Source organism: Pseudomonas sp. NBB, from assembly GCF_032701105.1.
GTDB classification, from domain to species: domain Bacteria; phylum Pseudomonadota; class Gammaproteobacteria; order Pseudomonadales; family Pseudomonadaceae; genus Aquipseudomonas; species Aquipseudomonas asiatica.
In genome coordinates, this window is record NZ_CP103994.1 from 3,443,410 (window position 1) to 3,468,907 (window position 25,498).

Annotated in this window: 17 protein-coding genes; 4 read left to right on the plus strand and 13 right to left on the minus strand. The window is 64.1% G+C overall.

Annotation, left to right across the window (positions count from 1 at the left end; translation table 11 throughout):
• Positions 1 to 39: 39 nt before the first annotated feature.
• The 4 genes from NY023_RS16065 to pgm all read right to left on the minus strand — a co-directional run bounded on the left by NY023_RS16065 (position 40) and on the right by pgm (position 5,681).
• Positions 40 to 2,445 carry a TonB-dependent receptor gene (locus NY023_RS16065; RefSeq protein WP_044047077.1) on the minus strand — a complete coding sequence of 802 codons (2,406 nt, stop codon included), beginning with the start codon at positions 2,443 to 2,445 and terminating at the stop codon, positions 40 to 42.
• 66 nt (positions 2,446 to 2,511) lie between these two features.
• Positions 2,512 to 3,456: a FecR domain-containing protein gene (locus NY023_RS16070; RefSeq protein WP_013972970.1), complete on the minus strand. Its 945-nt coding sequence runs from the start codon at positions 3,454 to 3,456 to the stop codon at positions 2,512 to 2,514.
• The gene (locus tag NY023_RS16075) at positions 3,456 to 3,965 is read right to left on the minus strand and encodes a sigma-70 family RNA polymerase sigma factor (RefSeq protein ID WP_013972971.1); all 510 of its coding nucleotides are present in this window, start codon (positions 3,963 to 3,965) and stop codon (positions 3,456 to 3,458) included. Before NY023_RS16075 ends, NY023_RS16070 begins: the two co-directional genes overlap by 1 nt.
• Positions 3,966 to 4,043: 78 nt before the next feature.
• The gene (gene pgm, locus NY023_RS16080) at positions 4,044 to 5,681 is read right to left on the minus strand and encodes a phosphoglucomutase (alpha-D-glucose-1,6-bisphosphate-dependent) (RefSeq protein ID WP_013972972.1); all 1,638 of its coding nucleotides are present in this window, start codon (positions 5,679 to 5,681) and stop codon (positions 4,044 to 4,046) included.
• A 322-nt stretch (positions 5,682 to 6,003) separates the two neighbouring features.
• Here pgm and NY023_RS16085 point away from each other — a divergent pair, with 322 nt between their 5' ends.
• From NY023_RS16085 to NY023_RS16095, 3 genes are all read left to right on the plus strand, one after another.
• A complete protein-coding gene (locus NY023_RS16085) occupies positions 6,004 to 6,651 on the plus strand; it encodes a DUF1345 domain-containing protein (RefSeq protein ID WP_013972973.1) in 648 nt (215 codons plus the stop codon).
• A gap of 80 nt (positions 6,652 to 6,731) precedes the next feature.
• Positions 6,732 to 7,538 carry an RHS repeat-associated core domain-containing protein gene (locus NY023_RS16090; protein WP_080563789.1) on the plus strand — a complete coding sequence of 269 codons (807 nt, stop codon included), beginning with the start codon at positions 6,732 to 6,734 and terminating at the stop codon, positions 7,536 to 7,538.
• 279 nt (positions 7,539 to 7,817) lie between these two features.
• Positions 7,818 to 8,078, plus strand: a complete 261-nt coding sequence (locus tag NY023_RS16095) for a DUF1652 domain-containing protein (RefSeq protein WP_013972974.1) — start codon at positions 7,818 to 7,820, stop codon at positions 8,076 to 8,078.
• On the opposite strand, the gene NY023_RS16100 is transcribed toward NY023_RS16095, so the two are convergent.
• The 9 genes from NY023_RS16100 to NY023_RS16140 form a co-directional block, all read right to left on the minus strand.
• A complete protein-coding gene (locus NY023_RS16100; RefSeq protein WP_013972975.1) occupies positions 8,075 to 10,165 on the minus strand; it encodes a putative bifunctional diguanylate cyclase/phosphodiesterase in 2,091 nt (696 codons plus the stop codon). The genes NY023_RS16095 and NY023_RS16100 overlap by 4 nt on opposite strands.
• 272 nt (positions 10,166 to 10,437) lie before the next feature.
• Positions 10,438 to 11,925, minus strand: a complete 1,488-nt coding sequence (locus tag NY023_RS16105; protein ID WP_013972976.1) for an efflux transporter outer membrane subunit — start codon at positions 11,923 to 11,925, stop codon at positions 10,438 to 10,440.
• Complete coding sequence (locus tag NY023_RS16110; RefSeq protein ID WP_024087283.1) at positions 11,922 to 15,029, minus strand: efflux RND transporter permease subunit; 3,108 nt, start codon at positions 15,027 to 15,029, stop codon at positions 11,922 to 11,924. Before NY023_RS16110 ends, NY023_RS16105 begins: the two co-directional genes overlap by 4 nt.
• A complete protein-coding gene (locus tag NY023_RS16115) occupies positions 15,026 to 18,124 on the minus strand; it encodes an MdtB/MuxB family multidrug efflux RND transporter permease subunit (protein ID WP_013972978.1) in 3,099 nt (1,032 codons plus the stop codon). The genes NY023_RS16110 and NY023_RS16115 overlap by 4 nt, the downstream gene beginning before the upstream one ends.
• A complete protein-coding gene (locus NY023_RS16120) occupies positions 18,121 to 19,443 on the minus strand; it encodes an MdtA/MuxA family multidrug efflux RND transporter periplasmic adaptor subunit (RefSeq protein ID WP_013972979.1) in 1,323 nt (440 codons plus the stop codon). Before NY023_RS16120 ends, NY023_RS16115 begins: the two co-directional genes overlap by 4 nt.
• Before the next feature lie 341 nt (positions 19,444 to 19,784).
• Complete coding sequence (gene tpx / locus NY023_RS16125) at positions 19,785 to 20,285, minus strand: thiol peroxidase (protein WP_023661376.1); 501 nt, start codon at positions 20,283 to 20,285, stop codon at positions 19,785 to 19,787.
• A 164-nt stretch (positions 20,286 to 20,449) separates the two neighbouring features.
• Complete coding sequence (locus NY023_RS16130) at positions 20,450 to 21,730, minus strand: serine/threonine transporter (protein ID WP_013972981.1); 1,281 nt, start codon at positions 21,728 to 21,730, stop codon at positions 20,450 to 20,452.
• Between the two features lie 295 nt (positions 21,731 to 22,025).
• Positions 22,026 to 23,222 (minus strand): aromatic amino acid transaminase, encoded by a 1,197-nt coding sequence (locus NY023_RS16135; RefSeq protein ID WP_013972982.1) that lies wholly within the window; start codon positions 23,220 to 23,222, stop codon positions 22,026 to 22,028.
• A 225-nt stretch (positions 23,223 to 23,447) separates the two neighbouring features.
• A complete protein-coding gene (locus NY023_RS16140; RefSeq protein WP_024087284.1) occupies positions 23,448 to 24,473 on the minus strand; it encodes an Ldh family oxidoreductase in 1,026 nt (341 codons plus the stop codon).
• Between the two features lie 143 nt (positions 24,474 to 24,616).
• Here NY023_RS16140 and NY023_RS16145 point away from each other — a divergent pair, with 143 nt between their 5' ends.
• Entirely contained in the window at positions 24,617 to 25,489 is an 873-nt protein-coding gene (locus NY023_RS16145) for a MurR/RpiR family transcriptional regulator (protein WP_013972984.1), read from the plus strand.
• Positions 25,490 to 25,498: the final 9 nt, after the last annotated feature.

A 25,498-nucleotide genomic window follows, 5' to 3' on the forward strand; every position in this document is an offset into this window, starting at 1 on the left:
GGCCGCTCCTACAGGGAACGCGCCCACTTTTGAAATGGGCTAGAAACCCACTGTCGCCGACAGCAGGTAGGTACGCGGCGTAGACAGCGTCAGCCCCGGCTCGCTGTCATCCGAAGCTCCGGCCGAGCTCCAGTAGCGGTCGTCCAGCACATTCTCGACACTGGCACGCAAGGTCACCTGAGTGGCATCCACCTTGAACGCATAACGCGCGCCCACGTCATAACGCTCCCAGCCGTCGATCTGCTTGCTGTTGTACTGGTCCAGGTACTGCGGGCTCGAGTGGATGCCCCGCGCCGTCAGGGTCAGGCCGTTCACCCCAGGCACATCCCATTCTGCGCCGAGGTTGACGTTGTACTCGGGCGTGGCCGGCGCGCGGTTGCCATCGTAGGCGCCACCGATGGTGTCGGTCAGTTCGCTGTCGATATACATCACCCCGCCCAGCACACGCATGCCTTGCACGGGCTCGCCGAACACGCTCAGTTCGATACCGCGGTTGTCACGCTTGCCATTGGGGCCGAACACCCGCGATGTGGGGTTGGTTTCATAGGCGGGCTGGCGGATGCGGAAGGCGCTGGCGGTAAAGGCGACCTGGCCCAGGTCGTACTTGGCCCCCACTTCGACCTGGCGGCTGGTGAACGGCGGGAAGATCTGGTCTTCGTTGACCGATGTCGACGGCGCAATCTTGCCCTGGCTCAGGCCCTCCATGTAGTTGGCATACAACGACAGCTGGTCGGTAACCTTGAGCAGCACGCCGCCCGAGGGCGACACCTTCTCTTCATCGTAGGCGGTATCCCCCTTGATGCCGTCGCTCCAGTCATCAACCTGCACCCGCTGCCAACGCGCGCCCAGGGTCAGCAGCAGGCGGTCATCGAAGAAGCCCAGGGTGTCGGCCAGGGCCACGCCGGAAAAGCGGTTTTCCGTGTACACCTCGGGGTCGATGCGGGTTGGCGTGCCCGGTGTCGGCGTGGCCACCGGGTGGTAGAGGTTGCTGGGCGCCGAGGCATAGCGGGCGCCGCCGTTGGTGAAGTCCATGTAGAAGTAGGTGGCGGCCAGGTTCAGCTCGTGGCTGACCGGCCCGGTATGGAACCAGTTGCGCACGCCGGCCATGGCGGTACGCACGCTTTCATCCCGGGTGAAGTCGCGCGGCTGCACGGTGAAGTCGCCGGCATCGTTGCTGATGGACACGTTGTGGCGCAGGAAGTCATGGTTGCTCTTGCGTGCGCCGACCGCGCCATAGGCCAGCAGCGACTCGCTGATATCGTACTCGGCATGCAGCGCACCGAAGGTGTCGTTGGTGCGCGCCTTGCTCCAGGCCTGGGCGTAGTTGTGGCGTACGTCGTTGGCATCCGGCACCTTGGCATTGGCACCGACCAGCACCCGCTCCTGCGGTGCATCGGTATCGCGCTCGGTATGGCCAAGGTCCGCCGAAAGCCGCAGGCGCTCGCCACGAAAGTCCAGGCCCAACACCGCCATTTCACGTTCGACTCGCTGGTGGTCCCATTCGGTATCGCCCGCCTGTTTCACGCCATTGAAGCGCACGCCGAACTGCTGGCCTTCGCCAAAGCGCCGGCCAACGTCCACCGCACCGCCTGCCTGGCCGGCCGAGGCATAGCTGCCGGTAAACTCGGTGAGCGGCTGGTCGCCGGCTCGCTTGGGCTGCACATTGATGCCGCCGCCGACACTGCCTCGCGGCGAAATGCCGTTGATCAGCTGGCTGGGGCCTTTGATGATGTCGACCCGGTCGGCCATTTCCATGTCGATCGAGTAGGTCGGCAGGATGCCGTACAGGCCGTTGTAGGCCACATCACTGTTGAACAGGCTGAAGCCGCGAATGGTGAACTGCTCGAAGCGCCCACCCGCCGGGTTGGTGGCGCGTACCGATGGGTCGCTGGCGATCAGCTCGCCCAAGGTTCGCGCCTGCTGGTTCTTCACCAGTTCGCTGGTGTAGCTGGTGATGCTGAACGGGGTTTCCATGAAGTCGCGCGTGCCGAGCAGGCCCTGTGAACCCTGACGGGCCACTTGGCCACCGGCATAGGGTTGCGTTTCGTTGCCTGCGGCCAGGCCACCGACGATGCTGGTCGGGGCGATTTCAAGCGCACCACCCGCCTGGGGTGCCGGCATCAATGTGAAAGCGCCCTCGCCCACCGGCAGCAGCTGCAGGCCGCTGCCGCGCAACAGCTGGGTGAAGCCTTCGTCGACGCTGTAGCTGCCGGACAGGCCATTGCTCTGCCGACCGTTGACCAGCGCCGGGTCCAGCGACAGGCTGACCCCGGCCTGGTCAGCAAACTGGGTAAGTGCCGCACCAAGGTTTGCAGGCGGCACCTGATAGCTGCGCCGGGCGGGTTCTTCGGCCCAGGCCGGTGCACACAACAACAGGCTCATGGCGAACAACGGATGTGCCGCACGCGCCAGTGGGCGCAGGCGGCTGGACATGACAACAGGCATTGAACAAGGCTCCCCTTTATTTGCTCCTACCGGTAATGACCGGTGAGCGAAAAAAAGGGGACAGCATCATGCGCGATTTTCTCGCGCGGCCAGGCTCACCCAGTAACGCGTGCGCGTGTGCACCTGCAACGGCAGGCTGACGGCGAGCAAGGCCAGCACCCGGTCGGTGTCGTCGAGGCGGAACGTACCGGTCACGCGCAGGGCCTCCAGTTCGGGCGCCCAGCGCAGCACGCCGGGGCGGTACCTGCGCAGCTCGTGCAGCAGCTCGCCCAAGGGGCGATCCTCCAGCCGCAGTACCCCTTCGCGCCAGCCCAGCAGCCAGGCGTCCAGGCCGGTGACAGGGCCAACCCCGACCACTTGCAGGCTGGCCTGCTGCCCGGCCTGCAGCAGCAGCGCCGGGCCTTGCCGCGGCTGCAGGTTGGCCGTGCCCTTGAGCACCGATACCCGGCAAGCCTGATCGACCAGGCGCAAGCACACCTCGCCAGCATCCAGCGCGACCTGGCCATAGGGCACCTGCAACGTCAGGCTCAGGTTGCCGGGCAACCTGACTGCCACTTCGCCACGCAGCAATGTCAGGCGACGCGCGCCCAGGTCGATATCCACCGCACTGTCGGTGTTCAACTGCACGAATGTGCCATCGCTCAGCAGCACCTGCCGGCGCTCCCCGACCGCGGTGCGCATGTCGGCGGCCCAGGCCTCCAGCGGCAGTTCGCGGCTTGCCAGCCAGGCCGCCGGCAACAATGCAGCCACGCCCAGGGCCTGCTTGAGCAGCGCCCGGCGGCCGCTATCCGGGCGGTCCAGGGTGGCCATGGCCAATGCGCCGGGTAGCGCGGAAAAGCGCTGGCGCAACAGCAGTGCCTTTTGCCAGGCGTGTTCGTGCAAGGTGTTGCTGGTGCGCCATTGTTCCAGGCGCTGCAGGTCACCCTCGCTGGCAGCGCCAGAGTCCACCAGTGCCAGCCAGCGCGCGGCGGCCTGCAGTGCCTCGCGGGTTTCGGGGGAATGGCTGGTCATTACAGTTCGGCCAGCAGGCAATGCTCGTAGGCCTGCGCCATGTAGCGTTTGACCGAGCGCTCGCAAACGCCCAGGCGCTTGCCGATCTCGGCATAGCCCAGGCCCTCCAGCTGGCTCCAGAGAAAGGCCTTGCGTACCGGCGCCTTGAGGCCGTCGAGCAACTCGTCGAGGGCTTGCAGGGTTTCCAGCAGTACCCAACGCTGCTCTGGCGAGGGCACATGCTGCTCGGGCAACTGCGCCAGTGCATCGAGGTAGGCTTGTTCCAGGCTGCGCCGCTGGTGGAAGTTGCTCAGCAGGCGCTTGCCCACGGTCAGCAGGTAGGCACGCGGTTCGCGAATGTCTGCCAGCGGCTGGGCGCTGGCCAGGATACGCAGGAAGGTATCCTGGCTGAGGTCGGCGGCATCCCAGGCATTGCCCATGCGCCGCCGCAGCCAGGTTTCCAGCCAGCCGCGGTGTTCCCGGTACAGGGCAGGCAGGCTATGCTCCGGTGGCGGCGCGGCGTCGATCATGGGGAAGGCCCTGCGGTGGCGTAAATAAGATTAATTCTAATTTACAGCGCACCACAGAACCAAGCGGTTTGTTACCAGTCAGGCAATCGCCGCATCCACCAGCACTTGCGCTTCCTGCACCAGGCGCTGCAGGTGCGCCTCGTCGATGAAGCTTTCAGCGTAGATCTTGTAGATATCCTCGGTGCCCGAAGGGCGCGCGGCGAACCAGCCATTGGCGGTCATCACCTTCAGCCCGCCGATCGCCTGGCCGTTGCCCGGTGCATGGCTGAGGATCTGCACGATCGGCTCACCCGCCAGCTCGGTCGACTTCACCTGCTCCGGCGCCAGCTTGCTCAGCAAAGCCTTCTGCCGGGCATCGGCCTTGGCTTCGACACGGGTGGCGAACGGCTTGCCCAGCGCCTCGGTCAGGTCGGCGTAGGCCTGGCTCGGGTTGCGCCCGGTGCGGGCGGTCATCTCGGCAGCCAGCAAGGCCGGGATCAGCCCGTCCTTGTCGGTGGCCCAGACCGAGCCATCGCGGCGCAGGAACGAAGCCCCCGCACTTTCCTCGCCACCAAAGCCCAGCGTGCCGTCGAACAGGCCCTGGGCGAAGAACTTAAAGCCCACCGGTACTTCGTACAGTTCACGGCCCAGGCGCTGGGTGACGCGATCGATCAGGCCACTGGACACCACGGTCTTGCCGACGGCGGCATCGCTGCGCCATTGCGGGCGGTGGCGGTACAGGTAGTCGATGGCCACGGCCAGGTAGTTGTTCGGCTGCAGCAGGCCATCGGGGGTGACGATGCCATGGCGGTCGTGGTCGGGGTCGCAGGCGAAGGCCACGTCGAAGCGTTCCCGCAGGCCGATCAGGCCCTGCATGGCATAGGGCGAGGACGGGTCCATGCGGATCTGGCCGTCCCAGTCGACGGTCATGAAGCGGAAGGTCGGGTCGACCTCGGTGTTCACCACTTCCAGGTCCAGCTGGTAATGCTCGGCAATCGCCGACCAGTAGCGCACCCCTGCCCCGCCCAGCGGATCGACGCCCAGGCGCAGCTTGGCAGCGCGGATGACGTCGAAGTCGATGACGTTTTCCAGGTCGGCCACGTAGTTGCTCACGTAGTCGTGACGCTGGGTGGTGGATGCCTGCAGCGCCTGGGCATGGTCCATGCGCTTGACGCCCGCCAGGTCAGCAGCCAGCAGTTCGTTGGCCTTGGCCTCGATCCACTTGGTCACATCGCTGTCGGCCGGGCCGCCATTGGGCGGGTTGTACTTGAAGCCACCACTCTGCGGCGGGTTGTGCGACGGGGTGATGACGATGCCGTCGGCCAGGCCCTGCTCGCGGCCACGGTTATGGCAGAGGATGGCATGGGAAACCGCTGGTGTTGGCGTGTATTCGTCGTCCTTGGACAGCATTACCTGCACGCCATTGGCAGCCAGCACTTCCAGGGCGCTGGCGGTAGCCGGTGCCGACAGTGCGTGGGTGTCGGCGCCGATGAACAGCGGGCCATCGATGCCCTTCTCCTGGCGATACAGGCAGATGGCCTGGGTAATGGCCAGGACGTGGTACTCGTTGAAGCTCAATTCAAGCGAAGTGCCACGGTGCCCCGAGGTGCCGAAGGCCACCCGCTGGGCCGCCACGGCAGCGTCGGGGCGGCCGGTGTAGTAGGCGGTGAGCAGTCGGGGAATATCGACCAGCACGCTGGCCGGAGCCGGCTTGCCTGCCAAAGGACTGAGCGTCATGCAGTAACCTCGAGTTCAACGGATGTTGGTGTTGGAGCGTGCAGTGTACTGAGAGTTGCAATGCCGCGCGATGGGCGGCAGCAAAGAATCAGTGAGCACACCGCATACCCTGTGGGAGCGGCTTTAGCCGCGAAGAATCCAACGCGGTGCATGGCACCGGCTGCGCCGGTGTTCGCGGCTAAAGCCGCTCCCACAGGGTACTTGCCAGCCACCGCGGTGGCTGCTTCGCGGGCTCGCCCGCTCCCACAATGGACCCGCGCATGTCCCTCATCTCTGTAATGACCGGCTAGAGTGGTAGCCATACCCCCGAAAACGAGGCCCCATGGCTTTCCACCGCCTGACCCACACCCACCCGCGCCTGAGCATCGCCACTGTGGTCGGCCTGCTCGGCGCCTGGCTGATCCCCGCCAGCGACAGCGTGCAGCACATCCTCGCCGGCTGGAATCTTGGCGTATGGCTGTACCTGCTGCTGGTGCTCTACCTGACCTTGAGCGCCAATGCGGAAAAGGTACGCAAGGTCGCCCGCGTCGAAGACGAAAACGCCGGCCTGGTCCTGCTCACCGTGTGCATCGCCGCCATCGCCAGCCTCGCCGCCGTCACCCTGCAACTGGTGTCCAGCCGTGGCCTGCAAGGCACGGCGCTGGTCGTGCACTACCTCTACACCGGCCTGACCGTGGCCGGTTCCTGGCTGTTGATCGGCTGCATTTTCAGCCTGCACTACGCGCGGCTGTTCTATACCGGACAAAACCACGAACCGCCGCTGCGCTTCGCCGATGGCGAACGCAACCCCGATTACTGGGACTTCCACTATTTCTCGTTCACCATCAGCGTGGCGGTACAAACCTCCGACGTGGGCGTCGCTGGGCGGGGCCTACGGCGGGTGGTGCTGGCGCATTCGCTAGTGGGGTTCGTATTCAATACGGCGATTTTGGGGTTCACCATCAACATCGCTGCTGGCCTGCTGGGCTGAGCTTCCCATCAATTCTGCTAGTTGCAACCGTTCGGCCCACCAAGAGACTCTTGATGGCCGAAGTGTAAAAGGGTTAAGCCATGAAAACGGCTGGTTCGAAAAGTTTGCTGATTCAAGCCGACACCGCAAGTACGATCATGGGCACGGCTGCAACGCCATCGCAACAGGTGTATTCACCTTATGGGGTTAGTAAGCCGAATTCCGTTGAAAGCTTGTTAGGTTTTACTGGAGCTCTCTATGACGCTGCTTTCAGAACCTATTCGCTTGGAAATGGCCATAGAGTCTATAGCCCTTTACTAATGCGCTTTTACCAACCAGACAGCTTTTCGCCTTTCCATTACGGCGGTCTGAACTGTTATGTCTACTGCCAAGATGACCCTATAAATTTCACCGATCCAACGGGCCGTTTCAAAATGCCGCGTCGACCAATGGCACAGGCCAGAACAAATGGCGTCCCGAAAAATAGCTTCCGCCCACCCCAAGGTTTTACTACCCAACGCCCTCGCAGAGTTCAACAAAGGGCCGAGCAACGACAGCAGCAACGAGCACAACGCCCGCAGGACCGGCCGCAAAGAGAGCCACAAGATAATCACCAGGCCCCGCAGCCGCACCAAGCTCCGGAAATGAACCTTGCACAACTGATGCAAATGATGGATCAGGCCGTCTTGCAGGCACAGAATATCGGCCTCCAGGCTGTAATCACTCAACAAGTCCACCCTGCTGAGCTAACTCTCGGGGGCATGACGCTCGCCATGTCAGGAGCTTCAATCCTGGAGACGGTCGTTACATGGATGACGACGGGAACCATCAGGAATCCCATGGATACTACCTCTGCGATGGCAAACTACTCGCCCGGTTATTCACTTCAACGTCCTCCCGTGGGCTGAGGAGCAATGCCGCTCGTCCGAAAGTACCATGTCACAGTATCAATTGCCCCTGCAGAGTTCATCGGAATATCTGCCGCCATCGCACGCGGAAAACGTTTGCCAGAGCGCCGGTCTCCAAGTTGCCGTCCCTCACAAGGATGTGACCGCTGTCATGCATTAGCACATTTGTCGTATTTGCAGCCGAGAATACTCCGTGACAGGTGCTATGGTTACTTTCCCGGCGGTCGCATCGATGTGGCCACCCGCTCACCACGTCCAGGTACGAACAAGGAGGCTGGCATGAACAAGATGACGTTCCCCAACGCCTGCCAGGTGATGCGCTGGCATTTCCACCCGCTGGGCTTCGAAGCCAGCATGGATGCGCCACGCAGCATGGTCGCGCGGCTGTTCGACCGCGCCACCGGCGAAACCCTGCTGGCGATTGCCGGCATCCCCTGCTCGGCAATCATGGCGGCCGCCGACGTAGAGCGCATCATCGAGGCCGTCGAGGCGGAGATGGATACTTTCATGCCCGCCTTCACCCTGCGCGACGCAGTCTAGCCCACTGCCGTACTTTCCTGGCGCATGGCCTGCAACTTGCCCATGAACTGCTCGGCCGGCACCGGCTGGCCCAGCAGGTAGCCCTGCAGCGAATCGCAGCCCAGGCGGGTCAGGAAGTCCTGCTGCCTGTCAGTCTCCACCCCTTCGGCAACGATGCGCAGCCCCAGCGCCTGGCCCAGCGCCACGATTGCCGAAACGATCGCCGCATCATCGCTGTCCTGCTCCAGGTCGCGCACGAAACCGCGGTCGATCTTCAGCTCGTTGGCCGGCAGGCGCTTGAGGTACATCAGGCTGGAATAACCGGTGCCGAAGTCATCGATGGACAGGTCCACGCCCATGTCGGACAACCGTTGCAGCACCGTAAGGCTGGCATCGGCGTCGTGCATGGCGGTGGTTTCGGTAATTTCCAGGGTCAGGCAGTTGGCCGGCAGGCTGTTCTGCTGCAGGGCTCGGGCCACGCTGTCGACCAGCCCGGCATGGCAGAACTGGATGGCCGACAGGTTCACCGCCATGCGCCAGCCGTGGTGCCCTTGGTCCAGCCACTGACGCATCTGCCGGCAAGCCTCGATGAGCACCCATTCGCCAATGGGAATGATCAGGCCGGTCTTTTCTGCCAGGCCGATGAAACGGTCGGGCAGCAACAGGCCCTGCTGCGGGTGCTCCCAGCGCAGCAAGGCCTCGGCACCGATCGGCTGGCAATTCTGGGCGTCGAACTTGGGCTGGTAGTGCAGGCGGAACTGGCGCTGCTCCAGGGCCTGGCGCAGGTCCTGCAGTAGCTGCAATTGCTGGCGGGCGTTGCTGTTCATCGACGCGTCGAAGAAACTGTAGCCATTCTTGCCGGCGCTCTTGGCGTGATACATGGCAGCGTCGGCATTGCGCAGCAGCTCATGCTGGTCCAGGCCATTGCCCGGGTACAGGACGATGCCCAGGCTCGCTGTCAGCTGCAGGTCATGCTCGGCCACGCGGAATGGCCGTGACACCAGGTTGACCTGCTTGACCGCCACATCCATGGCATCGTTCGGCTCGCGCAGCTCCACCAGCAGCACGAATTCGTCGCCGCCGATGCGCGCCAGCGTGTCCTGGCTGTGCAGGTGCCCGCGCAGGCGCGCCGCCACGGCCTTGAGCAGCAAGTCGCCGATGTGGTGGCCGAAGGCATCGTTGACTGGCTTGAAGCCGTCCAGGTCGATGAACATCAGGGCAAAGCAGCCGCCCTGCTCCGCTACCTTGGCAATGGCCTGCTCGATGCGGTCGGCCAGCAACGTACGGTTGGGCAGGTCGGTGAGCGTGTCGTGCAGGGCCAGCTGGGTCAGTTCCTGGTTGGCCAGGGTCAGCGAGCGGGCCAGCTCGGCGGTGCGTGCCTCCAGGCGGGCATCCAGTACCGAGGTGAGCAAGGCCACCGCCAGTACCGCCAGCGTGGTGATCAGCACCAGGTAGACCAGGCCGTCGCCTTGCAGGCCTCCCGCTGCCAGCGCACCGCAGAAGCTGCCTTCGGGGAAATTCGCCGCGGCCATGCCGGTGTAGTGCATGCCAACGATGGCAAAGCCCATCACCACTGCCGCCAGGCCGCGAATCTGCCTCACATAAGGAGTATGCGCACGCAGCCGGAAGGCGATCCACAACGCCGCTGCCGAGGCGGCCACGGCAATCAGCAGCGAGGCCCCGAACAGCGTCGGGTCATAGGCGATGCCCGGCAGCATGCGCAGCGCGGCCATACCGGTGTAGTGCATGCAGGCAATGCCGGTGCCCATGATCAGTGCGCCAAATGCCAATTGCTGCCACGGCAGGCTCGGCTGGCTGACCAGCCACAAGGCAAAGCCCGAGGACAACACGGCAATCAGCAGCGAGAACGCGGTCAGGGCAAGGTCGTAGCCCAGGTCGATGGGCAGGCTGAAGGCGAGCATGCCGATGAAGTGCATCGACCACACGCCGATGCCCATGGCCAACGCGCCCCCCCCCATCCACAGGCAGGCAGCCCGGCCTTTGGCCGTGGCGATGCGGCCGGTCAGGTCAAGGGCTGTATAGGACGCCAGGATCGCCACGCACAGCGAAATCAACACCAGCGAAGAGGAGTAGCTACCGGTCAGCATCGAGAGTTCCAGCGGGGCGGGAAGCCCGGAAAAAGCTGACGATTGTACTCAAGGTCAGGCGAAACGCACGGGGTTTTTGCGAATGGGAATGGATCCAAAGGGAAGACGCTATACGGCCTCGCAGAAATGCACTCTCTTTTGTGGGAGCGGCCTTGTGTCGCGAAAGGGCTGCGAAGCAGCCCCAGCAATATCAGCCATTGTGCCGAGAACCTGGGGCCGCTTTGCGGCCCTTTCGCGACACAAGGCCGCTCCCACAAAGCACTGCCAATATTTCAGTCCTGCTCGGCAAACGCCTGTTCCGCATCCCAACCACCACCCAGCGCGGCAACCAGCTGCACGCTGGCCACCAGGCGCCCTTGCAGCAGGTTCAACACACTGCGCTCGTTGCTCAGCGCCGTGGTCTGCACGTTGACCACATCCAGATAGCCGATCAGCCCGGCGCGGTACTGGTTCTCGGTCAGGCGCAGCGACTCGCGAGCGGCATCCAGTGCCTCCTGGCGCACCACCGCCTCATCGCCATACACCTTCAACTGCACCAGCAGGTTTTCCACTTCCTTGAAGCCGTCGAGCACGGTCTGGCGGTACTGCGCCACGGTCTGGTCATACACCGCCACCGTGCGGTCCACCTCGGCACTGCGCTTGCCGGCGTCGAACAAGGTCAGCGCCAGCTGTGGGCCCACCGACCAGTAGCGGTTGGGCAGTTCGATCCAGTTGCTGAAGCTGCTGCTGGAGTAACCGCCACTCATGCTCAGGCTCAGGTCCGGGAAATACGCCGCCCGCGACACGCCGATGTTGGCGTTGGCAGCCATCACGTTGCGCTCGGCCGCAGCGATGTCCGGGCGTCGCTCCAGCAACTGCGAAGGCAAGGCCACCGGAATTTGCGGCAGCGCTGGAATGGATTTGCTGTCGGCCAGGGCGAAGTCCGCCGGGGCCTTGCCCAGCAACACGGCAATGGCGTTCTCGAACTGCGCGCGCTGCCAGATCAGGTCGATCAGGTCGGCCTGGGTGCTCTTGAGCTGGGTACGCGCCTGGGCCACTGCATCCGGGCCGGCGACGCCGGCGCGATACTGGTTTTCGTTCATCCGCAGGGAACGTTCATAAGCTGCCACGGTGGCTTCCAACAGGCGTTTCTGCTCGTCGATCACCCGCAACTGCAGGTAGTTCTGCACCAGTTCCGACTGCTGGCTGAGGCGGATCGAGGCCAGGTCGGCCAGGCTGGCTTCGGCACTGGCTTCGTTGGCGTTCAGGGTCTCGCGCAGCTTGCCCCACAGGTCGATTTCCCAGCTGACGCCGAGCTGGGCGTTGTAGGTGTTGCGAATGCCGCTGCTGTTGTTGGACAGGCTCGAGCTGGAGCTACCGGTGCCCTGGGCCGAGCGGTTCTTGCCGACGCTCAGGTCCAGGCTGGGGAACAGCGCCGCCCGGCTGCTGCGCACCAGCGCCTGGGCCTGGCGATACTGGGCCTCCGATTGGGCCACGGTCTGGTTGCTGCGGTTGAGCTCTTCGACCAGTGCATTGAGCCCGGCATCGCCGTAGATTTCCCACCAGGCGCCGCGGGCGATGGCATCGGACGGCGTGGCCTGGGTCCAGCCTTCGGCGTGCTTGAACTGCGCCGTGCTGCTCAGCTCCGGGCGGTGGTAGTCCGGGCTCAGGGTGCAGGCGCTGAGCAAGGCGACGCACAACCCGGCGCCGAGCAGGCGCGAGCCACGCCCACGGGTCAGCGTCTGCAGGGCACGGTGAAGTGGGGTCTGGGCAAAAGTCATAGCGGGGTTTCCAGGGCGGCGTCGGTGCGCACGCCACGCCAACGGTTGAAACGGTGACGCAGGCGGTCCAGGTACAGGTAGACCACCGGTGTCGTGTAAAGAGTGAGGACCTGGCTGAACACCAGGCCGCCAATGATGGTCAGGCCCAGAGGCTGGCGCATTTCCGCGCCTTCGGCGCGGCTCAGCAGCAGCGGCAAGGCACCGAGGATGGCCGCCAGGGTAGTCATCAGGATCGGCCGCAGGCGCAGCAGGCAAGCCCGGCGGATCGACTCTTCCGGTGTCAGGCCCTGGTGGCGCTCCAGCTGCAAGGCCAGGTCGATCATCAGGATGGCGTTCTTCTTCACCACGCCGATCAGCAGGAACAGCCCCAGCAGCGAGATCAGGCTGAACTCGCCGCCGGTGACGTACAGCGCCAGCAAGGCACCGACGCCGGCCGAGGGCAGTGTCGAGAGGATGGTCAGCGGGTGAATGTAGCTTTCGTAGAGAATGCCCAGCACCAGGTAGACCAGCACCAGCGCGCCAAGGATCATCAGCGGCTGGCCTTCCTGGGTCTTGGCAAAGGCATCGGCGGTACCGCCGAGCTTGGCGATCACTTCCTCGGGCAAGCCCAGCTTGGCCACCGCACGCTCCAGCGCCGCCATGGCCTGGTCGGGGCTGTAGCCTTCGGCGACGTCGAAGGCGATGCTTTCGGCGGCGAACTGGCCTTCGTGGCTGACCCGGTCGTTGGCCAGGCTGTTCTCGTAGTGGGCGATGGTCGACAGCGGTACGCGGGCACCGTCGGCGGTAATCACCTGCACCTGCTCGAGGGTGCTTGGGTCCCAGGCGTACTTCGGGTTGATCTCGAGCACTACCTGGTACTGGTTGAGGCTGTCGTAGATGGTGGAGATCTGCCGCTGGCTATAGGCGTTGTTCAGCACCGAGGTGACCATGTCCATGTCGATGCCCAGGCGCTTGGCCTGGTCACGGTCGACCACCAGGGTCACCTGCTGGGTGCCGGCACCGTCGCGGGCGTCGATGGCAGTCAGTTGCGGCAGTGCACGCAGCGCCGCCACCACTTTCGGGAACCATTCGCGCAGGGCCGCCAGGTCTCCGCTCTGCAGGGAGTACAGGTACTGCGAAGAGGTCTGGTCACGGCCACCACCACCCAGTTGCAGGTCCTGGTCGGCCATCAGGAACAGGCGCCCGCCGGGTACCTTGGGCATTTCCTTGCGCAGGCGTTCGATCACCTTCTGGGCGTCGAGCTTGCGCTCGCTAATCGGCTTCAGGCGCACCAGCACAAAGGCATTGTTGGTCCCGCTGTTGCCACCGATGAAGCCGGCAACGCTCTGCACTGCCGGGTCGGCCAGCAAGGCGCGGCGGTAGATTTCCATTTTCGGTTGCATGACGCTGAACGACAGGCCATCGTCGCCACGGATGAAGCCTATCAGCTGGCCGGTATCCTGCTGCGGCATCAGCGTTTTCGGCACCACCACGTACAGGGCGATGTTGATGCCGATGGTGGCCAGCAGGCTGATCAGCGTCAGGCGTTTGTGGCGCAAGGCCCAGCCCAGGCTGCGGTCATAGGCATCGACCATGCGCTGGTGCAAGTGTTCGCTCCAGCGCTGCAGACGTGTCGGCTCGGCCTGGTGCGGTTTGAGCCAGCGGGCGCACAGCATCGGCGTGAGGGTCAGCGACACCACCAGCGACACGATGATCGCCGCCGCCAGGGTGATGGAGAACTCCTGGAACAGGTTGCGCACGATGCCACCCATGAACAGGATGGAGACGAATACCGCCACCAGCGACACGTTCATCGACAGCAAGGTGAAACCCACTTCCTTGGCGCCCAAGAAGGCCGCTTTCATAGGTGGTTGGCCGTCCTCGATGTGCCGGGATATGTTCTCCAGCACCACGATGGCATCGTCCACCACCAGGCCAGTGGCGAGGATCAGCGCCATCAGCGACAGGTTGTTGAGCGAGAAGCCGCACAGGTACATGACCGCGAAGGTGCCCACCAGTGACACCGGCACCGCCAGGCTGGGGATCAGCGAAGCACGCAGGCTGCCGAGGAACAGGTAGACCACCAGGATCACCAGCACCACGGCGATCAGCAGGGTGTGCTCGGCTTCCTTGAGGGTTGCCTTGATCACTGGCGAACGGTCCATGGCCACGTTCAGTTGCACGCTGGCCGGCAGCAGCGACTGCAGGGCCGGCAACTGCGCCTTGATCTGGTCGACCGTTTCAATGATGTTGGCGCCTGTCTGGCGGTTGACCACCAGCAGCACCGCGCTCTGGTCATTGAAGAAGCCGCTGTTGTAGCGGTTCTCGACGCCGTCGGTGATGGTCGCCACGTCGGAAAGGCGCAGGATGGTGCCGTTCTGCTGGCGGATCACCACGGGCTCGTAGTCCTTGGCGCTTTCCAGCTGGTCATTGGCACGCACCTGCCAGTTGCGCTCGGCGTCCTCGACAAAGCCCATCGGCCGGCGCTGGTTGGCGTTGGACACCGCAGTGCGCACTTCATCCAGCGACACGCCGTACTGGTTGAGCAATTGCGGCTCGACGGCAATGCGCACCGCCGGCAGCGAACTGCCGCCGATCTGCACCTCCCCTACCCCGGGCACCTGGGCCAGGCTCTGCGACAGGATGGTGTCGGCCAGGTCGTACAACTGGCCCTTCTGCAGCACGTCCGAAGTCAGCGACAGCACCATGATCGGTGCCTGCGACGGGTTGATCTTCTTGTAGGTGGGCATGCTGCGCATACCGCTGGGCAGCAGGTTGCGGGTGGCGTTGATCGCCGCCTGCACCTCGCGCGCCGCTCCGTCGATGTCGCGGCCCATCTCGAAGCCGATGATCACCCGTGTGGAGCCTTGGTTGGAGCTGCTGGTCAGGGTGGTCACGCCGGCAATGCTGCCCAGCTTGCGCTCCAGCGGCGTGGCCACGGTGGACGCCATCACTTCCGGGCTGGCGCCTGACAGGTTGGCCGACACCACGATTACCGGGAAGTCCATCTGTGGCAGCGGTGCCACCGGCAACAGGCCGAAGCTGACCCCGCCCAGCAGCATGATCGCCAGGCTCAACAGCATCGTCGCAACGGGGCGACGGATGAAAGGACCGGACAGGTTCATGCCTCGGCCTGCTTCACGTCAGTGGCCGGGCGCCAGCGGCGGGCCAGGCGGTCGAAGTACAGGTAGATGACCGGGGTGGTGAACAGCGTCAGCACCTGGCTGACCAGCAACCCGCCGACCATCACCAGGCCCAGCGGCTGGCGCAGCTCGGCGCCGGAACCGGTGGCGAGCATCAGCGGCACGGCGCCGAACAGCGCGGCCAGGGTAGTCATCAGGATCGGCCGGAAGCGCAGCAGCGCCGCCTGGTAGATGGCATCGCGCGGGCTCATGCCCTGCTGGCGCTCGGCCTCGAGGGCGAAGTCGATCATCATGATCGCGTTCTTCTTGACGATGCCGATCAGCAGGATGATGCCGATGATGGCGATCATGCCCAGGTCGTTGCCGCTGATGAGCAAGGCCAGCAAGGCGCCGACCGCTGCCGACGGCAGGGTCGAAAGAATGGTCACCGGGTGGATGTAGCTCTCGTACAGCACGCCCAGCACGATGTACATGGTCACCACCGCCGCCAGGATCAACAGCAAGGTGCTCGACAGCGATGCCTGGAAGGCCTCCGCCGCGCCCTGGAAGCGGGTCTGCACGCCCAGCGGCATGCCGATGTCCTTCTGCACCTGCTCGATCACCTGCACCGCCTTGCCCAGCGAAGCGCCGTGGGCCAGGTTGAACGACAAGGTCACCGCCGGGAACTGACCAATGTGGGAAATGGCCAGCTGGGCCTGGCGCTGCTCGATGCGCGCCAGCGCCGACAGGCGCACCTGGCCGCCATCGGTGGCCTTGACGTGGATCGACTCCAGCGCCTGCGGGCCGATCACCGCCGCATCCTGCGACTGCAGCACCACGCGGTACTGGCTGGCCTGGGTGTAGATGGTCGAGATCTGACGCTGGCCGAAGGCGTCATACAGGGCGTTGGTGATTTGCGACACGCTGATGCCCAGGCGGCCGGCCATGTCGCGGTCGATCACCAGGTAAACCTGCAGGCCCTTGTCCTGCAGGTCGCTGGCCACGTCGGCCAGTTCCGGGCGTTGCTGCAACGCCTGCACCAGCTTGCCGCTCCACTGCGCCAGCAGGTCGGCGTCGGGCGACGAGAGGCTGAACTGGTACTGGGTCCGGCTGACCCGGTCCTCGATGCTCAGGTCCTGCACCGGCTGCATGAACAGGCGGATGCCCACCAGCCGATCGACTTGTGGCTGCAGGCGGTTGATCACCTCGCTGGCAGTGACATCACGCTCGCCATGGGGTTTGAGGTTGATCAGCAGGCGGCCGCTGTTGAGCGTGGCGTTGTCGCCATCGACACCAATGTAGGACGACAGGCTCTGCACCGCCGGGTCCTGCAGGATCACCTTGCTCAGCGCCTGCTGGCGTTCGCTCATGGCGGCGAACGAGGTGGACTGCGGCGCTTCGGAAATGCCCTGAATCACCCCGGTGTCCTGTACCGGGAAGAAGCCCTTGGGCACCACCATGTACAGGAATACGGTGAGCGCCAGGCTGGCCACGGCCACCAGCAGCGTCAGCGGCTGGCGCTTGAGGACCCACTGCAGGGCGCTACCGTAGTGCCTGATCAGCCAGTCGATCCAGGCGCCACTGGCGCGGTAGAACCGGCCCTGTTCCTCTTCCCTGGGCTCGCGCTTGAGCAGGCGCGCGCACATCATCGGCGTGAGGGTCAGCGATACCACCAGGGAAATCAGGATGGCCACCGCCAGGGTGATGGCAAACTCGCGGAACAGGCGGCCGACCACATCGGCCATGAACAGCAGCGGGATCAGTACCGCAATCAGCGAGAAGGTCAGCGAGATCAGGGTGAAGCCGATTTGCCGGGCGCCCTTGAGCGCCGCCTGCATGGGCGTCTCGCCCTCCTCGATGTGCCGGGAGATGTTCTCCAGCATGACGATGGCGTCGTCGACCACGAAACCGGTGGCGATGGTCAGGGCCATCAGGGTCAGGTTGTTGACCGAGAAACCGGCCAGGTACATCACGCCGAAGGTACCGATCAGCGACAACGGCACGGCGATCGACGGGATGAGCGTGGCGCTGAAACGGCGCAGGAAGACGAACGTGACCATTACCACCAGGGCGATGGCGATCAGCAGTTCGTGCTGCACGTCCTTGACCGCGGCGCGGATGGTCTGGGTGCGGTCGGTGAGCACCGACACATCGAGGCCGGCCGGCAGGTTGTCGGTGATCGACGGCAGCAAGGCCTTGATGCGGTCGACCACTTCGATGACGTTGGCGCCCGGCTGGCGCTGGATGTTCAGCAGCACGGCGTGGTTTTCGTTGGCCCAGGCAGCCAGGCGCTCGTTTTCGGCGCCGTCGACGATTTCTGCAACATCCTTCAGACGCAGAGGCGCGCCATTGTTGTAGGCCAGGATCAGGTTGGCATATTCCTCAGGGGAACGCAGCTGGTCGTTGGCGTCGAGCATCGACACCCGGGTCGGGCCGTCGAAGTTGCCCTTGGGCTGATTGACGTTGGAAGCGCCGATCAGGGTGCGTACGTCCTCCAGGTTCAGGCCGTTGGCGGCCAGGGCATCGACGTTGACCTTGATCCGCACCGCCTGGCGCTGGCCACCAGCGATGCTGACCATGCCCACACCGCTGATCTGTGCGAGCTTCTGTGCCACACGGGTATCGACCAGGTCGTTGAGCTTGGGCAGCGGCATGGTCTTGCTGGAGATGGCCAGGGTCAGCACCGGGGTGTCGGCCGGGTTGACCTTGTTGTACACCGGCGGCGCCGGAAGGTCGCTGGGCAGCAGGTTGCTGGCGGCGTTGATCGCGGCCTGCACCTGTTGCTCGGCAACGTCCATGTTCATGTCGAGGTTGAAGCGCAAGGTCAGCACCGAGGCGCCGCCGGAGCTGGTCGAGGCCATCTGCTCCAGGCCTGGCATCTGGCCGAACTGACGTTCGAGCGGCGCGGTAACCGCGCTGGTCATGACCTGCGGGCTGGCGCCTGGGTACAGGGTCATGACCCGGATGGTCGGGTAATCCACCTGCGGCAATGCGGAAACCGGCAGCAGCTTGTAGGCGATCAGGCCGGCCAGGACGATGGCCAGCATGCTCAGCGTGGTGGCAACCGGCCGCAGGATGAACAGACGCGAGAGGTTCATGCGCCCGCCTTGCCTGCTGCGCTACCAGGCTGTGCTTCACCGGGCTGCACATCGCCAGTGCTTGCCGAACCCTTGGCTTCCTGGCCTTGCAGGTGCTGGCCCGGGGTGGTCGGCACTTGCGAGCTGTCTTCGACAACTTCCACCTTGGTGCCTTCGCGCAGGCGGTCGGTGCCTTCCAGCACCAGGCGTTCGCCGGCCTTGAGGCCCTCGAGAATGACGCTGTTCTCGCCGTCGCTGGCGCCAACCTTGAGCTTGCGGATATTGACCGTGTTCTGGTCATTGACCACGTAGGCGAAGGAACCGTCATTGCCGAACTGGATGGCCGCCGCCGGGGCCATGGTCACCTGCTTGAGGGTGTCGGCCAGCAGGCGCACGTTGACGAACTGGTTGGGGAACAGGGCCAGGTCCTTGTTCTCGAAGCGGCCCTTGAACTTGAGGGTGCCGGTGGTGGTGTCGATCTGGTTGTCGATGCTGCCCAGCACGCCGGTGGACTGCAGCTTGCTGTCACTGCGGTCCCAGGCCTCGACCGGCAGGCTGGCGCCGCTGCGGTAACGTTCCAGCACGGTGCTCAACTCGGTTTCCGGCAGGGTGAAGGCAACGCTGATCGGCTCGGTCTGGGTGATCACCACCAGCGCGGTGGTGTCGTTGGCCGCCACCAGGTTGCCCAGGTCGAGCTGGCGCAGGCCTACGCGGCCGTTGATCGGCGCGCGGATCTGGGTGAAGTCCAGATTCAGGCGGGCGTCGTTGACCTGCGCCTGGTTGGTCTTCACCAGCCCCTGGAACTGTGCCACCTGCGCTTCGGCGGTGTCGAGAGTTTGCTTGGCAATGCTGTCTTCGGCGTACAGGCCTTTATAGCGGGCCAGGTCGACCTGGGCGTTCTTCAGTTGCGCCTGGTTCTGCGCCAGGGTGCCCTCGGCCTGCTGCAGGGCAATGCGGTACGGGCGCGGGTCGATTTCGGCGAGCAGGTCGCCGGCCTTGACCTGCTGGCCTTCCTTGAAGTGGATCTTGACCAGCTCGCCGGCCACGCGGCTGCGCACGTTGACGGTGTTGGTCGCGGTGACTGTGCCCAGGGCCTTGTAGTACAGCGGGAAGTCGCCCACCCGCACCGGCTCGACGCGCACCGGCACCGGGTCGCTGGAGCCGCCGAAGCCCGGGCGACCGCCCATCATGCCCATGCCCTTGCCACCGCGCCCGCTACCGGCTTCTTTATGCGCAGGCGTCGCTGCGGGCCACAGCCACCAGGCCAGTGCAGCCACCAGCAGCAGGATCAGCAGGCCGACGAGCCAGCGACGAGGGGAGCGGGAATTGGACACTTGCATGGGTTGAACGAACCTTGTTCGGAATGACGGCTTGGGGAGAATGAACGATAAGCACTGGCATCGTTTTAGCAAAGCGCCTTTACCAGAGGTTTACCTTTGCCTGACGTTGCCAAGAGGTTGAACTTTAAATGAAAACGGCCCGGAAAGCGTTCCGGGCCGTTTACAGGGTGTTGCTTGAGCGGTGGCGGGCTGAAAGGTTTCGGTTGCCTGTGCCGGCCCCTTCGCGGGTAAACCCGCTCCCACAGGGATATCACAGCTTTTGAAACCTGTGCCGTACCTGTAGGAGCGGGTTTACCCGCGAAGAGGCCGGTACAGGACTCAGCCGACCTACCCCACAACCCTTACTTCAGCACAGCCAGAGCTGCGTCGTAGTTCGGCTCATCAGCGATTTCGCCAACCAGCTCGCTGTGCAGCACCTTGTCGTTTTCGTCCAGCACCACCACGGCACGGGCAGCCAGGCCGGCCAGCGGGCCATCGGCGATGGCCACGCCGTAGTTTTCGAGGAACTCGCGGCCACGCAGGGTCGACAGGTTCTTCACGTTGTCCAGGCCTTCGGCGCCGCAGAAGCGTGCCTGAGCGAACGGCAGGTCGGCGGAGATGCACAGCACCACGGTGTTGGCCACATCGTTGGCCTGGGCGTTGAACTTGCGCACGGAGGTTGCGCAGGTCGGGGTGTCGACGCTCGGGAAGATGTTCAGCACCTTGCGCTTGCCGGCGAAGTCTTTCAGCGACTTGTCAGCCAGACCTTCACCGACCAGGGAGAAAGCCGGAGCCTGGGCGCCGGCTTTCGGCAGCTCGCCGTTGACCTGAACCGGGTTGCCTTTGAGAGTCACTTGAGCCATGACGAAATCCTTATGCGGGTTTGAAAAGGACACTGAGTTAAGCATGAAGGCGGCCGGGTGCCTATGGGGGCAGTGAAATTGTTCTATTACCGGACAATTCTTGTGGACAAAAAAATGCCCGGGTGGCTACAAGCGCCCCGGGCATTACTTTTGCGGATGGCGTATCAGCCCAGCAGGCCGTATACCACCGAGGTCAGCGCAACCAGGCCGACGACTACCACGAACACGTTGGAGGCAGCACCGCTGTACTTGCGCATGGATGGCACGCGGCGAATGGCGTACATCGGCATCAGGAACAGCAACACCGCGAGGATGGGGCCACCGAGCGACTCGATCATGCCGAGGATGCTCGGGTTGAGGGTGGCGACAATCCAGCACACCACCAGCATCAGCGCGGCAACCACCCGGTCCAGGGTCTTGGCCGCCGGGCGTGCACCGGCCTTGGTGATGATGCCCTTCAGGCCTTCGCTGGCGCCGATGTAGTGGCCGAGGAACGACTTGGCAATGGCCACGAAGGCGATCAGCGGTGCAGCGAACGCGATGGTCGGGTTGCTGAAGTGGTTGGCCAGGTACGACAGGATCGACAGGTTCTGCGCCTTGGCCTCGGCCAGCTGGGCGCTGCTCAGGGTGAGCACGCAGCTGAACACGAAGAACAGCACCATCACCACCATCAGCAGGTGGGCACGGCGCAGGATCTGGCCGCTACGCTCATCGGCATGCTCGCCGTAGCGGCGCTTCTGGTCGACGGCAAAGGCGGAGATGATCGGCGAGTGGTTGAACGAGAACACCATCACCGGAATCGCCAGCCACAGGGTGTGCAGGAAGGCCGAAGCTGGTGGTACCTGGGTGGCGCTGTCGAGAATGCCACCGGTCCAGTGCGGCACCAGGTACAGGCCCAGCAATGCCAGGGCGACGATGAACGGGTAGACCAGCAGGCTCATGACCTTGACCGTGGCCTGCTCCCCGCAGCGCACGATGGCCAGCAGGCCGAGAATCAGCACGAACGACAGGATGGCCCGTGGCGGCGGCTGCATGTGCAACTGGTGCTCCATGAAGCTGGACACGGTGTTGGTCAGCGCCACGCTATAGATAAGCAGGATCGGGAAGATCGCGAAGAAGTACAGCACGGTGATCGAGGCGCCGGCGGTAATGCCGAAGTGCTCCTTGACCACTTCGGTGATATCGCCGTCATTGCGCCCGGAAAGGACGAAACGGGTCAGCCCGCGGTGAGCGAAATAGGTCATCGGGAAGGCCAGCATGGCCAGGATCAGCAACGGCCAGAAGCCGCCAAGGCCGGCGTTGATCGGCAGGAACAGGGTTCCGGCGCCGATCGCTGTGCCGAACAGGCCCAGCATCCAGGTGGTGTCGTGACGCGACCAGCTGCCGAGGGTGGCGGGGGTCGATTCTGCAAAGCGTTGTTCAACGCTTGGGGCCTGCTCATTCATTCCGGGTGAAGCTCCACTCGCAAGACTGCAACAGGCTGAGAATGGCGAAATAGACGTTTCGCCCAACTCAACCGAAAAAGGGAGCGCGATTGTGCACGGAAAGGTTGCACTTGCGAAGCCCTTTTCCGAGGAGCGGTTGCACTTGTCTTTACAAGCGGATTGCAACCAGAGGCTGCATGCAGCCTGATCGCCGGCAAGCCGGCTCCCACACCGACCGCGCAGTGCTTGAGCCTTGCGCTATCTCTGTGGGAGCCGGCTTGCCGGCGAAAGGGCCGCAAAGCGGCCCCGTGCGGTGTTACTTCTGGACGGCGGCGAAGGCTTCGGCAACCCGTTGCAGGTTGGCCGGGCGCAGGCCGGACATGCATACGCGGCCGCTGTCGATCAGGTACACGCCGAACTCGTCACGCAGGCGGCGCACCTGCTCGACGCTGAAGCCGGTGTAGCTGAACATGCCGCGCTGGCGCAGGAAGAACTGGAAGTCCTGGCCTGGCAGCAGCACGGCCAGGGCATCGACCAGCGCCTGGCGCATGTCGAGGATACGTTTGCGCATCACTTCGACTTCCTCGGCCCACTGGGCATTGAGGGCCGCATCGTTGAGCACGCCAGCGACCAGCTGGGCGCCGAAGTTGGGCGGGCTGGAGTAGTTGCGGCGCACGGTAGCCTTCAGCTGGCCGAGCACGCTCTGGGCAGTGGCTTCATCGTCGCAGACCACCGACAGGCCGCCGACACGCTCGCCGTACAGCGAGAAGATCTTCGAGAACGAGTTGCTGACCAGGCACGGCACGCCGGCGCGGGCCATTTCGCGGATGGCGTAGGCGTCTTCCACCAGGCCTTCGGCGAAGCCCTGGTAGGCGATGTCGAGGAACGGGATCAGTTGGCGTGCCTTGACCACTTCAACCACCTGTTGCCACTGGTGCTGTTCCAGGTCGGCACCGGTGGGGTTGTGGCAGCACGGGTGCAGCAGCACCACGCTGTTGGCCGGCAGGGTCTGCAGGGTAGCCAGCATGCCTTCGAAGTCCACGCCACGGGTGGCCTGGTCGAAGTACGGGTAGGTGTGCACCTTGAAGCCGGCGCCTTCGAAGATGGCGCGGTGGTTGTCCCAGGTCGGGTTGCTGACCCAGACTTCGGACTGCGGGAAGTAGCGCTTGAGGAAGTCGGCGCCGACTTTGAGGGCGCCGGAACCGCCTACGGTCTGCACGGTGGCCACACGCCCGCCGGTAACAGCCGGGTGATCGGCACCGAACAGCAGCGCCTGGATCGCCTGGCGGTAGCTGGCCAGGCCTTCCATCGGCAGGTACAAAGAGGCTTCGTGGTCCTGGCCGGCGATGCGTTTCTCCACCGCATCCACAGCCGCCAGCTGCGGCACCACGCCGGCCTCATCGTAGTACAGGCCGATACTCAGGTTGACCTTGTCGGCGCGCGGGTCGGCCTTGAAGGTTTCCATCAACGAGAGGATCGGGTCGCCGGCATAGGCATCGACATGTTTGAACACAGCGTGCAGCTCCTTGGATCAGGACAGTTCGAAAAGGCAGCCCTGAGCATACCCGGAGTGCGGGCTCAGGAACATCAACTATTATGCAAGGTTGTCTATGCAACATTGCATGGCTGAGGATTGGTGCTGGATTCTTCGCGGGTAAACCCGCTCCCACAGGTCATGCACAATTTTCGAAGCCTGTGATAACCCTGTGGGAGCGGGTTTACCCGCGAAGAGGCCGGGTCAGCCAAGCAATTCTTTCAGGCCTTGCAATTCCTGCTCGGTCACCGCCACCCCCTCCTCCTCGGCCACCTCGCGCTCGCGGTAACGCCGCTCGCCCGGCATGCGCGTCAGCCCTACCGCCTGCATCTGCTCGACCAGCTCGCGGCTGCGCTGGGCAAAACGTTCGCCCTCGGCCTTGTTCGGGTCGATGACGATGATCAACTGCCCGGTCCACGGCGTCTTCGCCCCCGGGTGCCCCGACCAGTCGAACTCCCAGGAAAAATTCCCGCCGGTCAGCGCCGCCGCCAGCAACTCGACCATCATCGACAAGGCCGAGCCCTTGTGCCCGCCAAATGGCAGCAACGCGCCGCCTTCCAGAATCGCCTTGGGGTCGGTTGTCGGCTCACCATTGGCATCCACCCCCATGCCCTGCGGCAATTGCTGGCCAGCACGCGCGGCAATCTGCACGTCGCCATGGGCCATGGCGCTGGTGGCCATGTCGAAGACGATCGGGTCATGTTCGGCGCAAGGTGCGGCAAAGGCGATGGGGTTGGTGCCGAACAGCGGCTTGCGGGCGCCGTGCGGCACCACACAGGTCATGCTGTTGACCACGCTCAGGGCTACCAGGCCTTCGTCGGCGAAAGGCTCCACATCCGGCCACAGCGCGGCGAAGTGGTGCGAGTTGTGGATCGCCAGCACGGCGATGCCAGCGTTGCGCGCCTTCGCCACCAGAAGTTCACGGGCCGCCGCCAGCGCCGGCTGGGCGAAGCCGCCTGCGGCATCGACACGAACATAACCGGGCGCCACGTCGCTGACCTTCGGCGTGGCCTGGCCATCGACCCAGCCGCTGGCCAATGTCGAAACATAGCCGGGCATGCGGAACACCCCATGGCTATGGGCACCATCGCGCTGGGCGCTGGCGCAGTTGTGGGCCAGCACCCGGGCCACGCTTTCGCTGCAGCCATGGCGCTGGAAAATGCTCTGCAACAGGCCCTGCAGCTCGGTAAAAGGCACACGCACGACAGTGCTGGTGGAAGGTGCGGACATCTGAAGCTCCTTGTTGGAATTGGAATGGCTACAGCGTTGCAACGACAAAAACTTTCCTGCATGTGACAGCTATCTGTCAAATGTTGACTTAATGACAGAAAACAGCCATTTTCTTTCGCAAGCCTTACCCCTGGAGCCGCAGCATGAGCCAACCGATCAAGCAACGCCTGGAAAACAGCCTCGAAGGGGCCGCTGCTTCGGGCCGCAAGATCGCCACCTACATGCTCGCCAACCTGCATGAACTGCCGTTCCAGACCTCGGCCAGCATTGCCGTCAAGCTGGGCGTCAGCGAATCCAGCGTCGGCCGTTTCTGCCGTTCATTGGGTTATGCCCATCTCAAGGCGTTGAAGCAAGACCTGCAGAACGACCTGGGCGATGGCCCGTGGCTGGTGGGCGACCGCCTGCAAGATTACCGCCAGAACCAGAACGCCAGCGACAACGCCGGCAGCCTGGAGCTGGAAATCGCCGCGCTGGTGCGCGTGCACGAGTATCGCCAGAGCAGCGCCTGGCACAGCGTCGCGCAGCGCCTGGCAAGCAAGCAGCGGGTGTTCATTGCCGGCTTCCAGACCGAGCGCGGCATCGCCATGTGCATGAGCCACCTGCTGCAGTACCTGCGCGATGGCGTGCAGCTGGTGGATATGAGTGCCGGGCACTTCGGCGAAGTATTGCTGGGCCGCGCCGAAGACAGCGCCCTGGTGGTGTTCGAAGCCCGCCGTTATTCCCGCCATGCCCTGCTGTTGTGCCAGAAGGCGCGCGAGGCTGGCATAGCGGTCACCCTGGTGACCGACACCTTCTGTGACTGGGCCGATGCCAACGCCGACGAGGTGTTCCGCATCCCCACCGAGTTCAACCTGTTCTGGGAGTCCACCTCGACCATGCTGTCGTGGGTGCACCTGATGGTCAACGAGGTCTGCAAGAAGCTCGGGCCGGATGTTGAAAAGCGCTTGGAAGCAACTGCCGCTCTACATAACGAATTCGTCGGCTACACCTCGTGGTCGACGGGAAAACAACAATAGCAAGAGTGC